Below are 16,385 nucleotides of genomic sequence, written 5' to 3'. Positions count from 1 at the left end.
ATCTTATAAAGTTATAGTCGCTAAAAGCACACCAATAACGGCTAAAACAGCTCCACCAAACCAGAAACGATTAACAACTGTTTGTTCTGCCCATCCGGAAAGTTCAAAATGGTGATGAATAGGACTCATCTTAAATACACGCACACCACGTGTTTTGAAAGAAATAACTTGAATAATAACAGATAATGCTTCCATAACAAAAATGCCGCCAATCACCACAAGTAACAATTCTGTTTTAGTTAAAATAGCCATTGCTGCAAAGGCACCGCCTAATGCCAAAGAGCCTGTATCCCCCATGAATACTTTTGCAGGGTTCACATTATATACCAAAAAGCCAAGACATACAGCTGCTATAATAGCACCGAAGTACGCAACACTTTCAGCACCGATAGAATTTGTCATCGATACAGCCATCAGGCCAATAACAGAGAATGCTATCGCCGCCACTGCTGATGTACCACCAGCAAGACCATCAAGACCATCTGTTAAATTTACTGCATTTGTAGCTCCTACAATAATCAAGAATGCCAATACATAATACCCCCATCCCAATTGTAATTGTATATCTACAACAGGAATCCATAATGTGGTAGGAACAACCATAATCTCAGTAATGCAATAACAGAATACGGCAGCCAATATAAATTGTCCAAGTAATTTTTGCTTCGCTGTTAAACCAAGATTTCGTTTCTTTACTGCTTTTACAAAATCATCAAAAAAACCTAATAAACAATGACCCAGTGTTAAAAATAATAACATACCTGTGCCCACATTCCATGGTGCAAACAATGCCACGCCAATAACAAGGGCTACCATCATGAAAGCACCGCCCATTGTTGGCGTACCTGCTTTCGCTTGATGACTTTCAGGGCCTTCTTCACGAATACTTTGTTGTGCGTGCAAAGAACGCAACATAGGAATAGCAATTTTACCTAGCACTACCGTAATGATGAAAGTCGCTACGAAGGCTAACAGAATGTGATTTATCATATGAATCCTCTACTTATTAATAAATAGGACGGCTAGATATAACTAGCCGTTACCTATTATTCTCGATCCTTTAATTCTTCAACAACGCGCTCCATTCGTAAACCACGGGAACCTTTCACAAGGATAACATCCCCTTTTTCACGAATATCACTGTATGCGTTTGCCATTTCTAAATGACTCTTACAACGGAATGCAGTTAAACCTGCTTTTTTCGCTTCCTTTGCAATAAAGGCAGCAGCATCACCAAAGGTAAATACAACACTATATCCTTCTTCAGCAAGTAATTGACCAATTTCGCGATGTGCTTCTTCAGAGAAGTCGCCGAGCTCGAGCATATCGCCGAGCATTGCAATTTTACGTTTACCTTCCAATTGACCAAGAGCTTTAATCGCTTCAGCCATGGATGATGGATTTGCATTATAAGCGTCATTTAAGATAACAATATCTTCAAACGGAACGATTTCTTGACGCATTGGAGTTCCAGTAAACTCGCTCAAACCTTTACGAATTGTATTTGATTTTATGCCTAACACACGGCCTGCGACGATAGCCGCCAATGCATCATATACATTATGTTCACCAATCATAGGCAAGAAGATATCAAACACTTCATCATAACACTTACAGGTAAACTTAATACCATCTTTTTTATAGCGCAAATGACTACCAATACAGGTAGCATTACGTTCAATACCATACGTAATAGTTTTACCTTTAGCTAAGCTATCCATTGCTTTTACATATGGATCGTCCTCATTAAGGATAGCCACACTATTTTCAGGCAAGCAACGAATCAACTCACCTTTTGCTTCAGCAATGGCTTCGCGAGAACCTAAAAGTTCGATATGACTAGTACCAACATTGGTAATAATCCCCATCGTTGGTTCTGCAATCAACGCCAGTTCTTCAATTTGGCCGAGGCCACGCATACCCATTTCAACAACACAGGCTTCATGCTCAGCGGTCAAACGTAACAAGGTTTTTGGTAAGCCAATTTCATTATTATAGTTTTTCTCAGTTTTTAATACATTAAATTCTGTACCAAGTACGGCTGCCACCATTTCCTTTGTTGTAGTCTTACCAGATGAACCGGTAATAGCAACTACAGGAATATCAAAACGGCGACGATGATAACGTGCCAAATTTTGATATGCTACCAAAGTATTGTCTACCTCGATACAAGCAATGCCTTCTACAGCACGTCCTTTTTCAACGATAGCTCCTGTGGCACCTTTTTCAATAGCCGTATTGATAAAATCATGACCATCAAAAGTGTCGCCTTTTAATGCTACAAATAAAAATCCCGATTCAATAGTTCTCGTATCAGTAGATATATCTAAAAACTTAATATTGTCGGTATGTGCACTTGTCCCCTGTGTGGCTTCCACTACTTGAGACAATGTAAATTCTGCCATATTAAATCTCCTTGAGTGCTGCTCGCGCCTCTTCACGATCATCGAAATGAATCGTTTTATCCTTTAAGATTTGGTAATCCTCATGCCCCTTACCTGCAATCAGTACAATATCCCCAGGTTTTGCATTTTGTATTGCATGTTGAATCGCTTCCCGACGATCAACGATAACTTCATAATAAGAGCCTTCACGAAGCCCTTCTTTAACGCCTGCTTCCACATCTTTAACAATTTGTACAGGATCTTCTGTACGCGGATTATCAGATGTAACGTACACAACATCACCATATTGTGCCGCAATACGCCCCATAATAGGGCGTTTGGTTGCATCTCGGTCCCCGCCACAGCCAAAGACTACGATAATACGATTCTCTTGAATCGCCTTTGCTGTTTGTAAAATATTTTCTAAACCATCCGGTGTATGTGCATAGTCTACAACAACAGCAAATGGTTGACCTTCTTCTATCAACTCAAAGCGCCCAGGTACAGCGCTAAATGTTTTTAATGCTTTATCGATATCTTCCATGGAAATACCTTCCAAAAGGCACGCCCCAATAGCCGCCAATGTATTATACATATTAAATAAGCCCGTTGTATTCATAGCTACCGAATAGTCATGTCCGTCATAGGATACAGTGTAACGGCTAGATTTAGGAGTCATATCTACATCATGCGCATTCAGCGTACCATTTCCATCAATACTATAGGTAATGATAGGGGCTGTGGTTTTTTCAACAACCCGATGCCCATAGGCATCATCAATATTGATAACAGCACCCTTACCAGATTTTATTTGGTTTGGTTTGCTAATTTGTTCGAATAGTTTACATTTAGCTGCTAAGTAATTCTCAAATGTTTTGTGAAAGTCTAAATGATCTTGTGTAAGATTTGTAAATACTGCCGTATCATACTCAACACCAGATACGCGTCCTAAAGCCAATGCATGGGAAGATACTTCCATTACGCAATGTGTAACCCCCTCTTGCACCATTTGATACAAGATATGTTGTAAATCTACTACGTCAGGTGTCGTATTATGAATCGGATATGATGTATCACCAATCATAATATGAACGGTACCAATTACACCAACCTTATGACCTTGAGCTTTCAAAATATGACGAATCATATGACTCGTAGTCGTTTTACCATTAGTACCAGTAACGCCAATCATGCGCATAGAGTTGGCTGGATAATCAAAAAAGTACGGTACACAGACCATCATAGCCGCACGTGTATCTTCAACAGTGATAACACAAACATCACCACTTACCTCCACCGGTTTAGATACTAGTACAGCTACTGCACCAGCCTCAATGGCTTTATTTACATAGTTATGACCATCTACAGTGGCACCATCTAAAGCAATAAATAAACTACCTGCTTTTACAGCACGAGAATCAGCAGTAACATCTAAAATTTCAACAGCTGTATTACCTTCTACATGCGGTGCATGTAAGGTTTTTACTATATCTTGTAAGTGTTTCATATACAATCTCCTTTACACGCAAAGGAAAGCAGCCCAATACGAGCTGCTTCGCCTGCTAGTCTATAATTTGCTGTTTCTCTTGTACATTACGTTCAGTAACAGCGCTTTTTGTGCTATAAACAAAAGAATCAGGCAAAACCATTCCTAGTTGTTCTTCTGCGATTTGTTGGATACGTACAGGAGACTTCAAAGAAGCCACTTCAACGTCCAATGCATCGTTATCTTTTGTTAATTGTACTACAGCTTGCTGTGTTTTAACTACCTCATAGCCCAACTTTGTACTGTATGCATTCATAACCATCATGATAAGCAAGCATGCAACTAATGCAGCAATACCATATACAACTTGCCACATCATAGGGCTTAAATCTAAAGCTACGTTTGCACTACGTCTTCTTCCTTGTGCAATGACCAACATATCACCTTTTACTTGGCCCACAACAGCCTTTCTCGCTAACATAACACTTAACCCCTTCCAATTCTACAACTTTACTGCTACGCGCAATTTAGCGCTTCTAGCCCTCGGATTAACTTCAATCTCCCCTATACTTGGCTCTATAGCCTTATTTTTTGTCTTTACGACTGCCTTGTGATTACAAACACACATAGGCAATTGTGGAGGACATATACATGCGGTACTTAACTCTTTAAAAGTTTGCTTTGTAATTCGATCTTCCAAGGAGTGAAATGTAATAACTCCAATCTTTCCCTTTGGTTTTAACATCGATATAGCATCTACAAAACTATCATGCAAAATTGCTAATTCTCTATTTACTTCAATACGTATAGCTTGAAACGTCCGTTTTGCCGGATGAGGTCCATCTTGTCGCGCCTTTGCAGGTATTGCATTCTTAATAATTCTAACTAACTCACCAGTAGTAGTAATTCTTTTTTCTTGGCGTGCTTCAACAATAAACTCAACAATCCGTTTAGCCCATCGTTCTTCCCCATAGTCGCGGATAATTTGCAGTAATTGTTCACTGTCATATTCATTAATAATTTCCTCTGCCGTGAGAGGTGCATCTTTATCCATACGCATATCAAGAGGTCCATCATTCATATATGAAAAACCTCGTTCAGGGGTATCTAGTTGATAGCTTGATACGCCAAGATCAAATATAAAACCATCTACTTCATAGATGCCCGCATTTCGGAGGGCTTCTTTTAAGTTAGAAAAGTTTGTAGGTATTGTTAACACCTGACATTTCAAATCAGATAAACGCTGTCGAGCTACACTCAAAGCATCTTCATCTTGATCTAAACCTATAATCATGCCTTCTGGGTCTAGCATCTCGCCCACTGCGTGAGCATGTCCTGCCCCACCAAGGGTACAGTCCACATAAATGCCTTTTGGATTAGTTACGACGGAGTCCACCGTTTCACGTAAGAGTACGCTAGTATGATTAAATTCCATCATAGCCTCCTATAACATAATCCCTTCAAGCCCTTCAACTAATTCTTCCATGCTTTCAGCCACTTGCTCATCATAGAAATCGTATTTTTCACGACTCCAAATTTCAACGTGGTCCCCAGCACCTACAATAACAGCCTGTTTATCAAGGCTTGCATATTCACGTAGTGGTACAGGAATGAGGACACGACCTTGTTTATCATATTCAAGTTCAGCAGCACTACCAAAAACAAAACGTTTTAAGGCACGCACGCTAGCTTTAGTGGAGGATTGTGATTGTAAAGCAGTAGAAATTTTTTTCCACGCCTCTTCGGTGTAAATAGCCAAGCAGTTATCTAAGCCTTTTGTAACGATACACAAATCGCCTAGTTGTTCACGTATTTTCGCAGGTATAATCATCCGCCCTTTTGTATCAATAGTGTGATTATATTCGCCCATGAACATACGTATCACCGCCTTTCACTATTTCTTATCCACCACTATATGGTAAATTCTACCACAATTCCCCACCTTTCACAATAAAAAATCCATTTTTATCCCACTTTTTTATATTTTTCTTGTTTAATCTTTATTTTTCTCCGCTTTTCTACAATACATATGTTCGATTAAATATTTAAAACTAATCAATTTAAACCACTCTCCACCACAATGGTGAAATACCACTCCTCAGATGGATATAATCCCCACTTTTAGATGTATTATGTTTAGCAACTCATAAAAGTTAAAGATATTTAGGACTATATTCAAAAAAGCACAAAAAACCTCATCAATGTACAACACATACATTGATGAGGTTTTCCTCTATTTATATAGTTTTAATTATAGTATTAGAATTTAGATTCGATAGCCGCTTGAAGATCGCCTTTAGGTAAGAAACCAATTTTACGGTCTACTACTTCACCATCTTTTAAGATAACGAATGTAGGCAATACTTCAACTTGTAAGTTACGTGCTAATTCTGGTTCTTCATCAGCGTTTACTTTTACAAAGTTAGCTTTACCTTCAAGCTCACCTGCAATTTCTTCAATGATTGGCATCATACGTACGCAATAACCGCACCATGGAGCCCAGAAGTCAACAACAGTAACACCACCTTGGTTTACTAAATCTTGATATTCAGCAGTTTTTAAGTCTTTTAATTCGCTCATTGTACCCTCCTACGGTAATTGAACTAATACACAATCTTGAATGACATGCAAGTCTAAAGCATGTGCTTTTTCAACAACAAATGGTTTATCCGCCCCCGGTTGCAACCACACAATAGAAATGCCAAGTTCTTTGCATTCATCAAGTGCAGCTAATCCCGCTGCTTCTGGCACAACAAAATCTACCACAGCAGGCACAACGGGAAGTGCAGAAAGGCTAGAGTAACAGGTGTCTCCATCTATTTCTGCAATATTAGGATTAACTGGATATACTTCATATCCGTGATCTTTAAGACATTTATAAATCTTATAACCGAACTTTTCGGTTTTATGGGTAGCTCCAATAACGGCCCATACTTTTTGATCTAAAGCTTGTTGAATTGTCATTTCGACCACCTCTTATATACTATTATAAATAAATATCGAATATTGTCAATATATTATATCGAATTATATAGTTAAAGAATTATTCTCTTTTAGCAAGCATCCTATAACATAAAGCAATACCATTTTTTGCTCTATGCTTTGATTTCTATCTCAATCGTTTTCTGACTAAGACTAGGTAAATTTAAATCAATCTCAATTAATTCAGATAAACTGATTTCTCTACGACATAATGTATGCACTTCAACTAAGCCGCCGGCAATAGCTAGTTCACCTAAAATTCTATTAGGAGACCATTGACTTTCACGTAATTCACGAATAGTAATACTTTTTTGTCGTTTAGATAATTTATGCCCTTCAGAATCAATTAATAATGGAGCATGTCCATAAGAAGGTATTTGTATATTTTTAGATGTAAAACTAGATTGTAATGTTTTATATAAATATATTTGCTGCCCCGTAGTCTCTAGTAAATCGTCTCCACGAATGATCTCCGTTATCCCCATAGCAATATCATCCAGTACGACAGCTAAATTATAGGCATACATACCGTCACCACGACGCAATACATAATCATCTAATTCACCTTCCAAATGAATATGTTGAAAGCCTTGCCAGCGATCTACGAAATCTATATCACAGGAATTAACGGCTAAACGCAAAGATGGTTCCTTAGACGTCATATACTCTTTTATCAATGTATCCTCTAGATGACGACAGTGTCCATCGTATCGATGAATTATTTCCCCAACATGGGGCGCCGAAGCAATAGACTGGAGCCTTGTACGATTACAAAAGCAAGGATAAATTAGTTTTTCTAATGCAAGATGTTCTAATATGTCTCTATAATATGTTTGTCGCTCACTTTGCCAATACGTTGATTCTGGTCCACCAACACGAGGTCCTTCATCCCATTCAAATCCTAGCCACTCTAAATCATCTAATAGCGCTTCCCCTAACTCACGTTTAGAGCGTTGGGTGTCTATATCCTCCATTCGCACAACATACTGCCCTTTTTGTTGTTTCGTAGAAACATAAGATAAGAGGGCTATCCACACATTGCCGAGATGGATATATCCTGTGGGACTTGGAGCAAATCGACCTTTCATGATGCCCTCCTACAGTACAAAACAAGTGGCATATCCCGTAAATTTACACAGAATATGCCACTATAAATAATATAAAACGATTATCCTAGAGAAATAATGTTATCGAATACCTTACCAGCATCTTTAATTTTTTGTTCGTTTCCCATTGTACAAATATGATTGTCCTTCAATACAGGTTCAACCACATCTGCTAAAGCAACGATATCCTCTGGTTTACAAGCGATAACTTGTTTACGAAACTCTACCTTATCCTCTAGTTTAGTACCGCTAAAATACATCCCCATCGCACGTGGACCACGCAATGCAGGAGTCATTGGTAAATCTAAAGAACTCATAGTACCGATAATATATTTACGCATCTCACGATCAGTCAATGTGAACTCACGAAGGTATTGAGGTAACTCTTTATATACATTTAATGTTTCTACCAAGTTTGGATCGCGATAGCTACAGAAAATCATATTACCATCGTCGTAGAAGTTTGCAAAAGCTCCGTAAGCACCGCCTTGTACACGAATACGAATCCAAAGATATTCATAACGTAAAATCGTTTCCAATACACTCATTGGGCCTACGTGTTTATACCCATGGTCTACAAAGTTACCACCTTGAGCTACGTATTGAACCTTACCAGCTGTAACGATACCATCATTACCAGACAAACGTGTAATCTTTAGTGTATCATTACTTAACTCAGTAGTATCCCAAGTTTCAATCAATGGTTTCATGAGATTTTCAAAGGCTTCTAATTCGCCTTCTTCACCAACGAACATGATATCTACATTATTAGCACGGAAAATCTTACGAGCCACATCAGCTAATTTATCTGGCAACAATGGTAATGCCGCAGGATTAGAAGCCAATTCACTAATCTTTTGATAATAACCAAAGTTACCATTATCTCTAAATTTACCAACTGCAGATACTTGTGCCATAACACGTTGACTTACAATGGAATTACCACGACGAAATGCTTCATTATCCCAAATAGCTTTGCTTTCTTGAACAAGTTCAGTCAAGCGTCTATCGTTACTATAATCTGCTTTTTGTACTACTTCGTTAATCAAGCGACATAAGTCAGGTAATTTAGAATGCAAGGCTTTAGCTCGAACAATCATGAGAGGTGTAAATTCATCACGCTTACCATCTTTGCTAATAGCCGTAATATCTGAGCTTAAACCGCCAAGATTCATATTGATATCTTTCGCCAATGCTTCGTAGCCACGTTCAGATGTGTCGATACGACCGATAATATCGCTTAGAATATCGGCATAGAACAACTCATCTTCTGTAAGACAACTTAAATTAAAGTAAAGGCCTACATAGTTGATACCTTTTGTGAAAGTAGGTACAAAATGTACTGTAGTGTTGCCAATTTTACTTTCACGACGCTCTACCTCTTCAATATTAGGATTTAAATCAGATAATTCAAGCAATGGAATCGACGCTAACGCTTCATCACTATCTGGCGCTTCTTGACGAAGTTTAAGTCGTTTTGTTTGCTCTACAATTGCTTCGATTTCTTCTGGAGACATCTTAGCTTTTACAGCAGTTAAATGCTCTTTAACCTCTGCATCCTTGCGCTCTTGAAGACCACGTTCAGGATAAATAGAAACAAGCACTTTATGATTGTTATTTAAGATAGATTGACGAATCAAATCTTCAAAGTACGTACCAGATAAGCCTTTACGAATATTCACTAATGCTTCTTCGTAGTGTAATAGCTCCAGTGGATCATTGTCATATAGCCAATTATCCATCATACGAATAACATAAGCTAAACCGATTGGGCGACCACCAAAGTCGCTTTCACGAAGAGCAAACTCAATACTATTTAAGGAAGCTTCTAATAATTCTTTATCTAAACCGTTATCACAAAGTTCTTGCAATGTAGACTCAACAATGCGTTGCAAGTCAGCTTGTTTATCGAGATTGGAACCAGTTGCTTGCACGGTCCACATTGGTTGACGAATACTATCAAGATAATAACCACTTACATCAGAGCCGATACCTGCTTTCACCAAAGCCTGTTTAAGAGGAGCCGCAGGAGATGTTAACAATGCATGTGTTAAGACCTCAAAAGCTAAACTATGCTCAGGTGTTACATCAGGCAAAACATAGGCAAAAGAATGTAAAGTACGGTTATCTGTAGGTTCTTCAGAACCTACGCTGTATGGATAGCTCACCACCTTACCTTCCGTAAATGGAGCTTGTAAGCCAACCTCTGTATTAACCTCAATAGCATCGAAATGACTTAAGTACTCATCATTCAAGAATGCCAATTGCTCCTCAATATTCATATCACCATAAAGGAAAATATAACTATTGGACGGATGATAATGAACTCGATAGAACTCTTGGAACTCTTCATAAGTTAAGTCTGTAATATGGTCAGGATCTCCACCAGAATCAACACCATAAGTGGTATCTGGGAAAAGTTCACGCATCATTTGGCGTTCTAGAACGGAATCCGGAGAGGAATAAACCCCCTTCATCTCATTGAATACAACACCTTTATAGGTAAGTTCATCTTCCGCATTATCTAGTTCATAATGCCAACCTTCTTGCATCACGATTTCTGCATCATCGCGAACGCGTGGATACAATACAGCATCAAGATATACGTCCATCAAATTGTGGAAGTCTTTATCGTTTTTGCTGGCTACAGGATACATCGTTTTATCAGGATATGTCATAGCGTTCAAGAACGTGTTTAAAGACCCCTTAACAAGCTCAACAAATGGCTCTTTTAAAGGAAACTTACGAGAACCACATAAAACGGAATGTTCCATAATATGTGCTACACCAGTACTATTATGTGGTGTTGTTCTAAAAGCGATATTGAATACTTTATTAGAATCTGGTGAATCAATATAAATTAAACGTGCACCAGACTTTTCGTGTTTCATTTCATAAGCGGTACCATTGATCTCATCAATGCGCTCAATGCGGTCAAGGCGAAAGCCAGAATAAACCTTATTTATTTCCATGCTGTCCCTTCTTTCTATACTAATATAATTATTTCTCTCTGAATAATTTATTATATCATATCGATGACTCTATATATAGATGTTAAGAATAATTATCGAATTACAAAACCCCATAGGCAAGTATACCCATGGGGTTCATATTATTTATTATGTTGCATCTGCCACTTTTGATTGCGACGCAAGGTTAATAAGCCTTCTAACACGGCTTCAAATTGTATAAAGCTCAATGTATATGGTTGGTACATATCTGGTACAACCTTGTAAGTAATAGTAACCTCAGACTTATCGTAATCATAGAAGATACCATGTAAATTACTCATTGTTGTATAACCAGTTTGAGCTTGTTCCAATGTTGGAATAGGCTGATTTTTTAGATTTCCTAGTAGATCGCTAATGAAACCTTCCTTACGACCTTGGTCATTGAGCATTTCATCCATAAAACTACGTAGACTATCCATGAATAAATTAACCTCGTTGATCTAACAATAAGCCATTATGAATTACACGAACGGCATCTTTTACGCGATCTTCAGCAACAAGACAAGAAATACTAATTTCAGAAGTAGAAATGATTTCAATATTGATACCTTCTTGGCTCAAGATATCAAACATTTGCGCAGCTACACCAGGTTGTCCTAACATACCTGCACCAATAATGGAAACTTTCGCCATTTTTTCATCGATATTAACAGCTTCAATATCTACTGCTTTTTGTAATTCTTCTAATACTTCTCGAGCTAATACCACATCATCCATAGCTACAGTGAAGATAAGATCAGTTTTTGGCTCTCCCACAGAACGGATAGATTGAACAATCATATCTACGTCAACGTTTCTAGCAGCTAATGCTTTAAATACAGTCGCTGCAACGCCTGGTTTATTTTCAACGCCTACAAGGGCTACTTTTGCTGTATTTGTATCATCAGCTACGCCAGTAATTACGTGTTTATTTGCTTCCACAGTATAATCCTCCCGAATAATAGTACCTGGTTTATCACTAAATGTAGAACGTACATGAATAGGTACACCATAACGGAAACCCATTTCTACGGCACGCGGTTGCATTACACCTGCACCAAGACGTGCCATTTCAAGCATTTCACCATACGTTACTTCTTCTAATTTGAAAGCTTCCTTCGCCACGCGAGGATCTGTAGAATATACGCCGTCTACATCCGTAAAAATCTCACATACATCCGCTTTCATAGCACCTGCCAATGCAACAGCTGTTGTATCAGAGCCACCACGGCCTAATGTCACCATATCACCATATTCAGTTATACCTTGGAAACCAGCAACTACTACTATTTTACCTTCATCCAAAGCTTCAAACACACGATTAGGATCAACGCCCAAAATGCGACCTTTATTAAACGTATCACTACTTGTAATACCTGCTTGATCACCTGTTAAGGATACAGATTCCTGACCACGTTCGTTAAAAGCCATTGCCATCAATGCAATTGTTACTTGTTCACCTGTAGATAACAAGCGATCCATTTCACGACCATACGGCTTGGATGTAACTTGTTTAGCTAAGGCCACCAAGTCATCAGTTGTATCACCCATAGCGGATACAACAAGAACGATTTTATCGTCAGCTTGCTTCTCACGAAGAACGCGATCAACAATATTAAATATTTTTTCTGGTGTAGCTACGGAACTACCACCAAATTTTTTAACGATTAAGGCCACAATAATCCCTCATTTAACTATGTTTACTAAATATCAATATGCATATACTTTACCACAAACAAATAGCACTGTAAAGGGATATACAGCAATTAATCCACTGGAGTGATACAAAGCTCCTTTTTATGCGGACACTAAAAATCAAATAATATGTTTATAATATTATGAATATGCATTAAATAATCCTAACATGTATTAGCCATAATGCCATTAAATATCTACTATTGAAAGTTTAACTTTACCTCATTATTAAGCTATGTAAACACATAGATATGCAAAAAGACCAGCCCTCGGGCTGGTCTTTATTAGTTGTTTTAGTTAATTAAGCAACTACGATATCTTTTTCGGATTCCCACAAGCCATGGATATTGCAGTAGGAAACAGCGATCAATTTACCGGATTTTTTCAAAGCTACTGCTAAAGTACCTTCAGAAACTGCTGCTACAGGACCTTCATTTGCAGTTGCACCGTCACCATGAACGTTGAACTCGATAGCGCCAACTTCGAATGGTAATTGAGTGCCTTCAGCTACGAAGTACAATTTAATCCAATCAATGTGATGTTCTACAGTGTTTGGATGTGCAATGTCTTTACCTACGGATAAAGTAACGTGGAATGTTTCACCTGCTTTTACAGTGTCAACTGTTTCGATAACAGGAACGTGTTTTTCAGTAGCGAAATCGCCAGATTTAATGTAATCATGTACAGCCATAGTTAACCTCCTGGTTAGTCTTATATACATACTTAATGTCAAGAATATTGAGCACCTCTGTGCTTATGACTATATTATACATTTTCGATATAGTTTTAGCAAGTTCTTTTTCGATTTTTTTGAATTTAGTTAGAACTCAATTCCTTTAGCAGCCTTAATGCCCTTTTCATAAGCATGCTTTACTACATTCATTTCCGTTACAGTATCTGCCATATCAATGATTTCAGGTTTAGCATAGCGACCCGTCAAAACAACATGAAGTCTTTCTGGCTTATTTTTAAGCATTTCCACTACAGAATGCACATCGATAAGCTCATAATTAATGGCATTATTTATTTCATCCATAACAATTAGATCCCATTTATCGGAGTTTACTTCCTCCACCAATGTCCGCCAAGCGGCTTGAGCTGCTTCTTTATGGCGAGCAAGTTCAGCTTCTCCTACTTCATCACGTTTATAGTAAATAAAACCCTTTCCCATAGAGCGAATTTCAACTTGATCACCTAGTTTAGCGAGACCTGCCAATTCACCATAACCATTACCGCTCTTAATAAATTGTAATATAAGAACCTTGAAACCTTGTCCGACAGCACGTAAAACAACGCCTAATGCCGCTGTTGTTTTACCTTTACCATTCCCTGTATTAACTAGAATTAATCCACGTTCTTCCATAATAGCTCCTTTAATACGAACTGTCCCACAATAACTTTAAGAACTAACTATTCCTGATTAATTACATTCTCCTCATATTTACTAATAGGATCACAACAATACATATGAATATAATTGCATATTACAATACTTATGTATGTAATTGTGATAATACATAGTAATATAAACCTATTAAATACATTTATACATCTATTACTTTTGGGCTTTATAAGCAGCACATGTATCAACAAAATGTTGTGCCCCTTCATCAGAGCCAGCAAAGTTCAAATGTAAGTAAGATGCTAATACATTTTTTGTTGCATAGCCGCCGTCATACGATTGAGGTTTACGGCCTCCTTCTAAATGAAAAGCCCATGGGAAGTCATCTATAGTTGGTTCCATTGTAGAGAAATGGAACTCATGACCATGAATAGCTGTATTCATAGCGCCTAATAAAGTATCTCTCTTTGCAGTTGCTGTAACATAGCCCACCTTTTGAAGCTTTTGTTGCATCACACAATTGGCAGGTACAATACCTACAGTTTTATATACAGAACCTCCAAAGTCATTAATACTTTCACAAAGATACATGAGGCCACCACATTCGGCATAAATAGGCATACCTTGTGCATTAGCTTGGCGGATAGATTCCTTCATAGACTCATTGCTAGATAACTGGAATAAAAACATTTCTGGGAAGCCACCACCGAATACAAGTCCGTCTACATCAGGAATTACCGAGTCATTAAGCGGACTAAAGTAAACAAGCTCAGCCCCTTTTTCCTCTAACGCAGCAAGACTAGCTGGATAGTAAAAAGAGAACGCCTCATCATAAGCTACACCGATTTTCACACGTTTTTCAATGGTTTTAACATCTATAGCATCTGGTAGTTCGATAGTTGGTGCATTAGTAGCAATTTCCAATAGTGCATTGAGATTTACCATCTTCTCAACAGCTTCTCGAATCGTATTAATCGCCTCTGTTGGATCAATCTCAGTAACCGGTGTAAGTCCTAAATGACGTTCTGGAGAATGCATACGATCATCACGATAAATGGCACCAATAACAGGTACCCCGATTTTATCCATCCCTTCACGAACCATACGCTCATGATTGGCTGAGCCTAAGCGGTTCAAGATGACACCACCAAAGTTTACCTCTGGGTCATAGTCACGGAACCCTTTAGCAATAGCGGCTGCACTTTCACCCATAGCCTTACAATCAATAACAAGCACCACCGGTGCATTTAACTGTTTAGCAATTTGAGCCGTAGAACTAACGCCCTCTCGACCACCATCGTAAAGGCCCATAACACCTTCAATAATGGCAAGGTCTACATCATGTGACATTGTAGCGAAGAAAGGAGTCAACTTGTGAGGTGGCACGAGCCACGTATCTAAATTATAGCTGTCACGGCCGGATGCAATTTTATGAAAGCCCGGATCAATATAATCCGGGCCCACTTTAAAAGATTGCACCGTACGTCCACCATTTGCATAAGCGGACAATAAGCCCGCTACGATAGTTGTTTTACCAACACCAGAATTGGTACCAGCAATAACAACACGTGGAATCTGTACTGTGTTCATAGATTTTACCTCGTAATACGACGTATTTGTTAACGATCCTTGCGTTTTGCAAGAATTGTAGATAAGTAGTTGAGTTTAGTATCTTTTGGTATATTATCTAAACCTACGAATACTTGCTCATCAGGCAAACCTACACGGCTAATCATAACCGCATCATCTGCCATATTATGTTTAATCAAGGTTTCTTGTACTTCATCAAAGTTTTTATATACCTTCATAATAACTGCATCATCTGCAACAGCCAATACAGCATCGATTTTTTCTTTAGGCGCTGTAGCTGGAACGATGGCCAATACCTCTTCCTTCTCTACGATTGGATAGCCAAGGTGAGATCCGATAGCACAGAATGCAGTAACGCCAGGAATTGTTTCAATTTCATGGCCTGTGTTTTCAATCAAACGGTATACATACATATATGTGCTGTAGAACATAGGATCACCTAATGTTAAGAATACAACACTTTTACCTTCATCCAAGTACGACAAGATAACGCGTTTAGCCTCTTGCCAGCCTTCCTCTTGCGTAGAATCATCCAACACCATTGGGAATACTACGGGAACGATTTCTGTATGTTCTTGGATATATGGGGATGCGATATCAAGGGCTACGGAACCATCTTTCTTTTCTGTTTTAGGTGTGATAATAATATCTGCTTCTCCTACGATGCGAGCAGCTTTCACAGTCATTAATTCAGAATCGCCAGGGCCTACGCCAATACCATATAATTTACCTTTCATGGGTATCTCCTATTCTTATAGTCACACTCTATTTATAATTGCAATATCTTTTATTATAACCAATTTATACAAT

At 38.3% G+C, this 16,385-nt stretch carries 16 protein-coding genes; all 16 read right to left on the bottom strand.

The annotated features are described in order from the left end of the window. Window positions 1–3 precede the first annotated feature (3 nt). The 16 genes from mraY to cobI all read right to left on the bottom strand — a co-directional run bounded on the left by mraY (window position 4) and on the right by cobI (window position 16,312). A complete protein-coding gene (gene mraY / locus RYO55_RS01205) occupies window positions 4–990 on the bottom strand; it encodes a phospho-N-acetylmuramoyl-pentapeptide-transferase (RefSeq protein WP_295815718.1) in 987 nt (328 codons plus the stop codon). Between the two features lie 56 nt (window positions 991–1,046). Further along, entirely contained in the window at window positions 1,047–2,405 is a 1,359-nt protein-coding gene (gene murF, locus RYO55_RS01200; RefSeq protein WP_012864509.1) for a UDP-N-acetylmuramoyl-tripeptide--D-alanyl-D-alanine ligase, read from the bottom strand. 1 nt (window position 2,406) lies between these two features. Further along, window positions 2,407–3,891, bottom strand: a complete 1,485-nt coding sequence (locus tag RYO55_RS01195) for a UDP-N-acetylmuramoyl-L-alanyl-D-glutamate--2,6-diaminopimelate ligase (RefSeq protein WP_314983806.1) — start codon at window positions 3,889–3,891, stop codon at window positions 2,407–2,409. A 55-nt stretch (window positions 3,892–3,946) separates the two neighbouring features. Next, entirely contained in the window at window positions 3,947–4,351 is a 405-nt protein-coding gene (gene ftsL / locus RYO55_RS01190) for a cell division protein FtsL (protein ID WP_004697156.1), read from the bottom strand. Between the two features lie 21 nt (window positions 4,352–4,372). Next, window positions 4,373–5,305, bottom strand: coding sequence for a 16S rRNA (cytosine(1402)-N(4))-methyltransferase RsmH (gene rsmH, locus RYO55_RS01185; protein WP_314983805.1), 933 nt, complete (start codon window positions 5,303–5,305; stop codon window positions 4,373–4,375). Window positions 5,306–5,314: 9 nt separating this feature from the next. Further along, window positions 5,315–5,746, bottom strand: a complete 432-nt coding sequence (gene mraZ, locus RYO55_RS01180; RefSeq protein WP_004696227.1) for a division/cell wall cluster transcriptional repressor MraZ — start codon at window positions 5,744–5,746, stop codon at window positions 5,315–5,317. 383 nt (window positions 5,747–6,129) lie between these two features. Further along, window positions 6,130–6,450, bottom strand: a complete 321-nt coding sequence (trxA, locus tag RYO55_RS01175) for a thioredoxin (RefSeq protein ID WP_004696229.1) — start codon at window positions 6,448–6,450, stop codon at window positions 6,130–6,132. 9 nt (window positions 6,451–6,459) lie between these two features. Beyond that, window positions 6,460–6,834: a CoA-binding protein gene (locus RYO55_RS01170; protein WP_314983804.1), complete on the bottom strand. Its 375-nt coding sequence runs from the start codon at window positions 6,832–6,834 to the stop codon at window positions 6,460–6,462. Window positions 6,835–6,965: 131 nt separating this feature from the next. Continuing rightward, window positions 6,966–7,940, bottom strand: a complete 975-nt coding sequence (gene gluQRS / locus RYO55_RS01165) for a tRNA glutamyl-Q(34) synthetase GluQRS (protein ID WP_314983803.1) — start codon at window positions 7,938–7,940, stop codon at window positions 6,966–6,968. A gap of 80 nt (window positions 7,941–8,020) precedes the next feature. Next, window positions 8,021–10,930: an insulinase family protein gene (locus tag RYO55_RS01160; RefSeq protein WP_314983801.1), complete on the bottom strand. Its 2,910-nt coding sequence runs from the start codon at window positions 10,928–10,930 to the stop codon at window positions 8,021–8,023. A gap of 140 nt (window positions 10,931–11,070) precedes the next feature. Beyond that, complete coding sequence (locus RYO55_RS01155) at window positions 11,071–11,388, bottom strand: hypothetical protein (protein ID WP_004696238.1); 318 nt, start codon at window positions 11,386–11,388, stop codon at window positions 11,071–11,073. A 7-nt stretch (window positions 11,389–11,395) separates the two neighbouring features. Beyond that, window positions 11,396–12,625, bottom strand: a complete 1,230-nt coding sequence (locus tag RYO55_RS01150; protein WP_004696945.1) for an aspartate kinase — start codon at window positions 12,623–12,625, stop codon at window positions 11,396–11,398. 319 nt (window positions 12,626–12,944) lie between these two features. Beyond that, window positions 12,945–13,334 (bottom strand): class II SORL domain-containing protein, encoded by a 390-nt coding sequence (locus RYO55_RS01145; protein ID WP_004696242.1) that lies wholly within the window; start codon window positions 13,332–13,334, stop codon window positions 12,945–12,947. 129 nt (window positions 13,335–13,463) lie between these two features. After that, entirely contained in the window at window positions 13,464–14,006 is a 543-nt protein-coding gene (gene cobO, locus RYO55_RS01140) for a cob(I)yrinic acid a,c-diamide adenosyltransferase (RefSeq protein WP_012864517.1), read from the bottom strand. A 192-nt stretch (window positions 14,007–14,198) separates the two neighbouring features. Then, window positions 14,199–15,575: a cobyrinate a,c-diamide synthase gene (locus RYO55_RS01135; protein WP_314983800.1), complete on the bottom strand. Its 1,377-nt coding sequence runs from the start codon at window positions 15,573–15,575 to the stop codon at window positions 14,199–14,201. A gap of 29 nt (window positions 15,576–15,604) precedes the next feature. Then, window positions 15,605–16,312 carry a precorrin-2 C(20)-methyltransferase gene (gene cobI, locus RYO55_RS01130; protein ID WP_004696248.1) on the bottom strand — a complete coding sequence of 236 codons (708 nt, stop codon included), beginning with the start codon at window positions 16,310–16,312 and terminating at the stop codon, window positions 15,605–15,607. Between the last annotated feature and the right edge of the window lie 73 nt (window positions 16,313–16,385).

Origin of the sequence: uncultured Veillonella sp., from assembly GCF_963551295.1 — a bacterium.
Classification (GTDB): domain Bacteria; phylum Bacillota; class Negativicutes; order Veillonellales; family Veillonellaceae; genus Veillonella.
Note: the sequence above shows the minus strand (reverse complement) of the source record. Positions and strands in the feature narration are given on the sequence as shown.

Coding starts and splice junctions, on each gene's coding strand:
- mraY (WP_295815718.1), bottom strand. CDS start 990: ATGATAAATCACATTCTGTTAGCCTTCGTAGCGACTTTCATCATTACG.
- murF (WP_012864509.1), bottom strand. CDS start 2,405: ATGGCAGAATTTACATTGTCTCAAGTAGTGGAAGCCACACAGGGGACA.
- RYO55_RS01195 (WP_314983806.1), bottom strand. CDS start 3,891: ATGAAACACTTACAAGATATAGTAAAAACCTTACATGCACCGCATGTA.
- ftsL (WP_004697156.1), bottom strand. CDS start 4,351: ATGTTAGCGAGAAAGGCTGTTGTGGGCCAAGTAAAAGGTGATATGTTG.
- rsmH (WP_314983805.1), bottom strand. CDS start 5,305: ATGGAATTTAATCATACTAGCGTACTCTTACGTGAAACGGTGGACTCC.
- mraZ (WP_004696227.1), bottom strand. CDS start 5,746: ATGTTCATGGGCGAATATAATCACACTATTGATACAAAAGGGCGGATG.
- trxA (WP_004696229.1), bottom strand. CDS start 6,450: ATGAGCGAATTAAAAGACTTAAAAACTGCTGAATATCAAGATTTAGTA.
- RYO55_RS01170 (WP_314983804.1), bottom strand. CDS start 6,834: ATGACAATTCAACAAGCTTTAGATCAAAAAGTATGGGCCGTTATTGGA.
- gluQRS (WP_314983803.1), bottom strand. CDS start 7,940: ATGAAAGGTCGATTTGCTCCAAGTCCCACAGGATATATCCATCTCGGC.
- RYO55_RS01160 (WP_314983801.1), bottom strand. CDS start 10,930: ATGGAAATAAATAAGGTTTATTCTGGCTTTCGCCTTGACCGCATTGAG.
- RYO55_RS01155 (WP_004696238.1), bottom strand. CDS start 11,388: ATGGATAGTCTACGTAGTTTTATGGATGAAATGCTCAATGACCAAGGT.
- RYO55_RS01145 (WP_004696242.1), bottom strand. CDS start 13,334: ATGGCTGTACATGATTACATTAAATCTGGCGATTTCGCTACTGAAAAA.
- cobO (WP_012864517.1), bottom strand. CDS start 14,006: ATGGAAGAACGTGGATTAATTCTAGTTAATACAGGGAATGGTAAAGGT.
- RYO55_RS01135 (WP_314983800.1), bottom strand. CDS start 15,575: ATGAACACAGTACAGATTCCACGTGTTGTTATTGCTGGTACCAATTCT.
- cobI (WP_004696248.1), bottom strand. CDS start 16,312: ATGAAAGGTAAATTATATGGTATTGGCGTAGGCCCTGGCGATTCTGAA.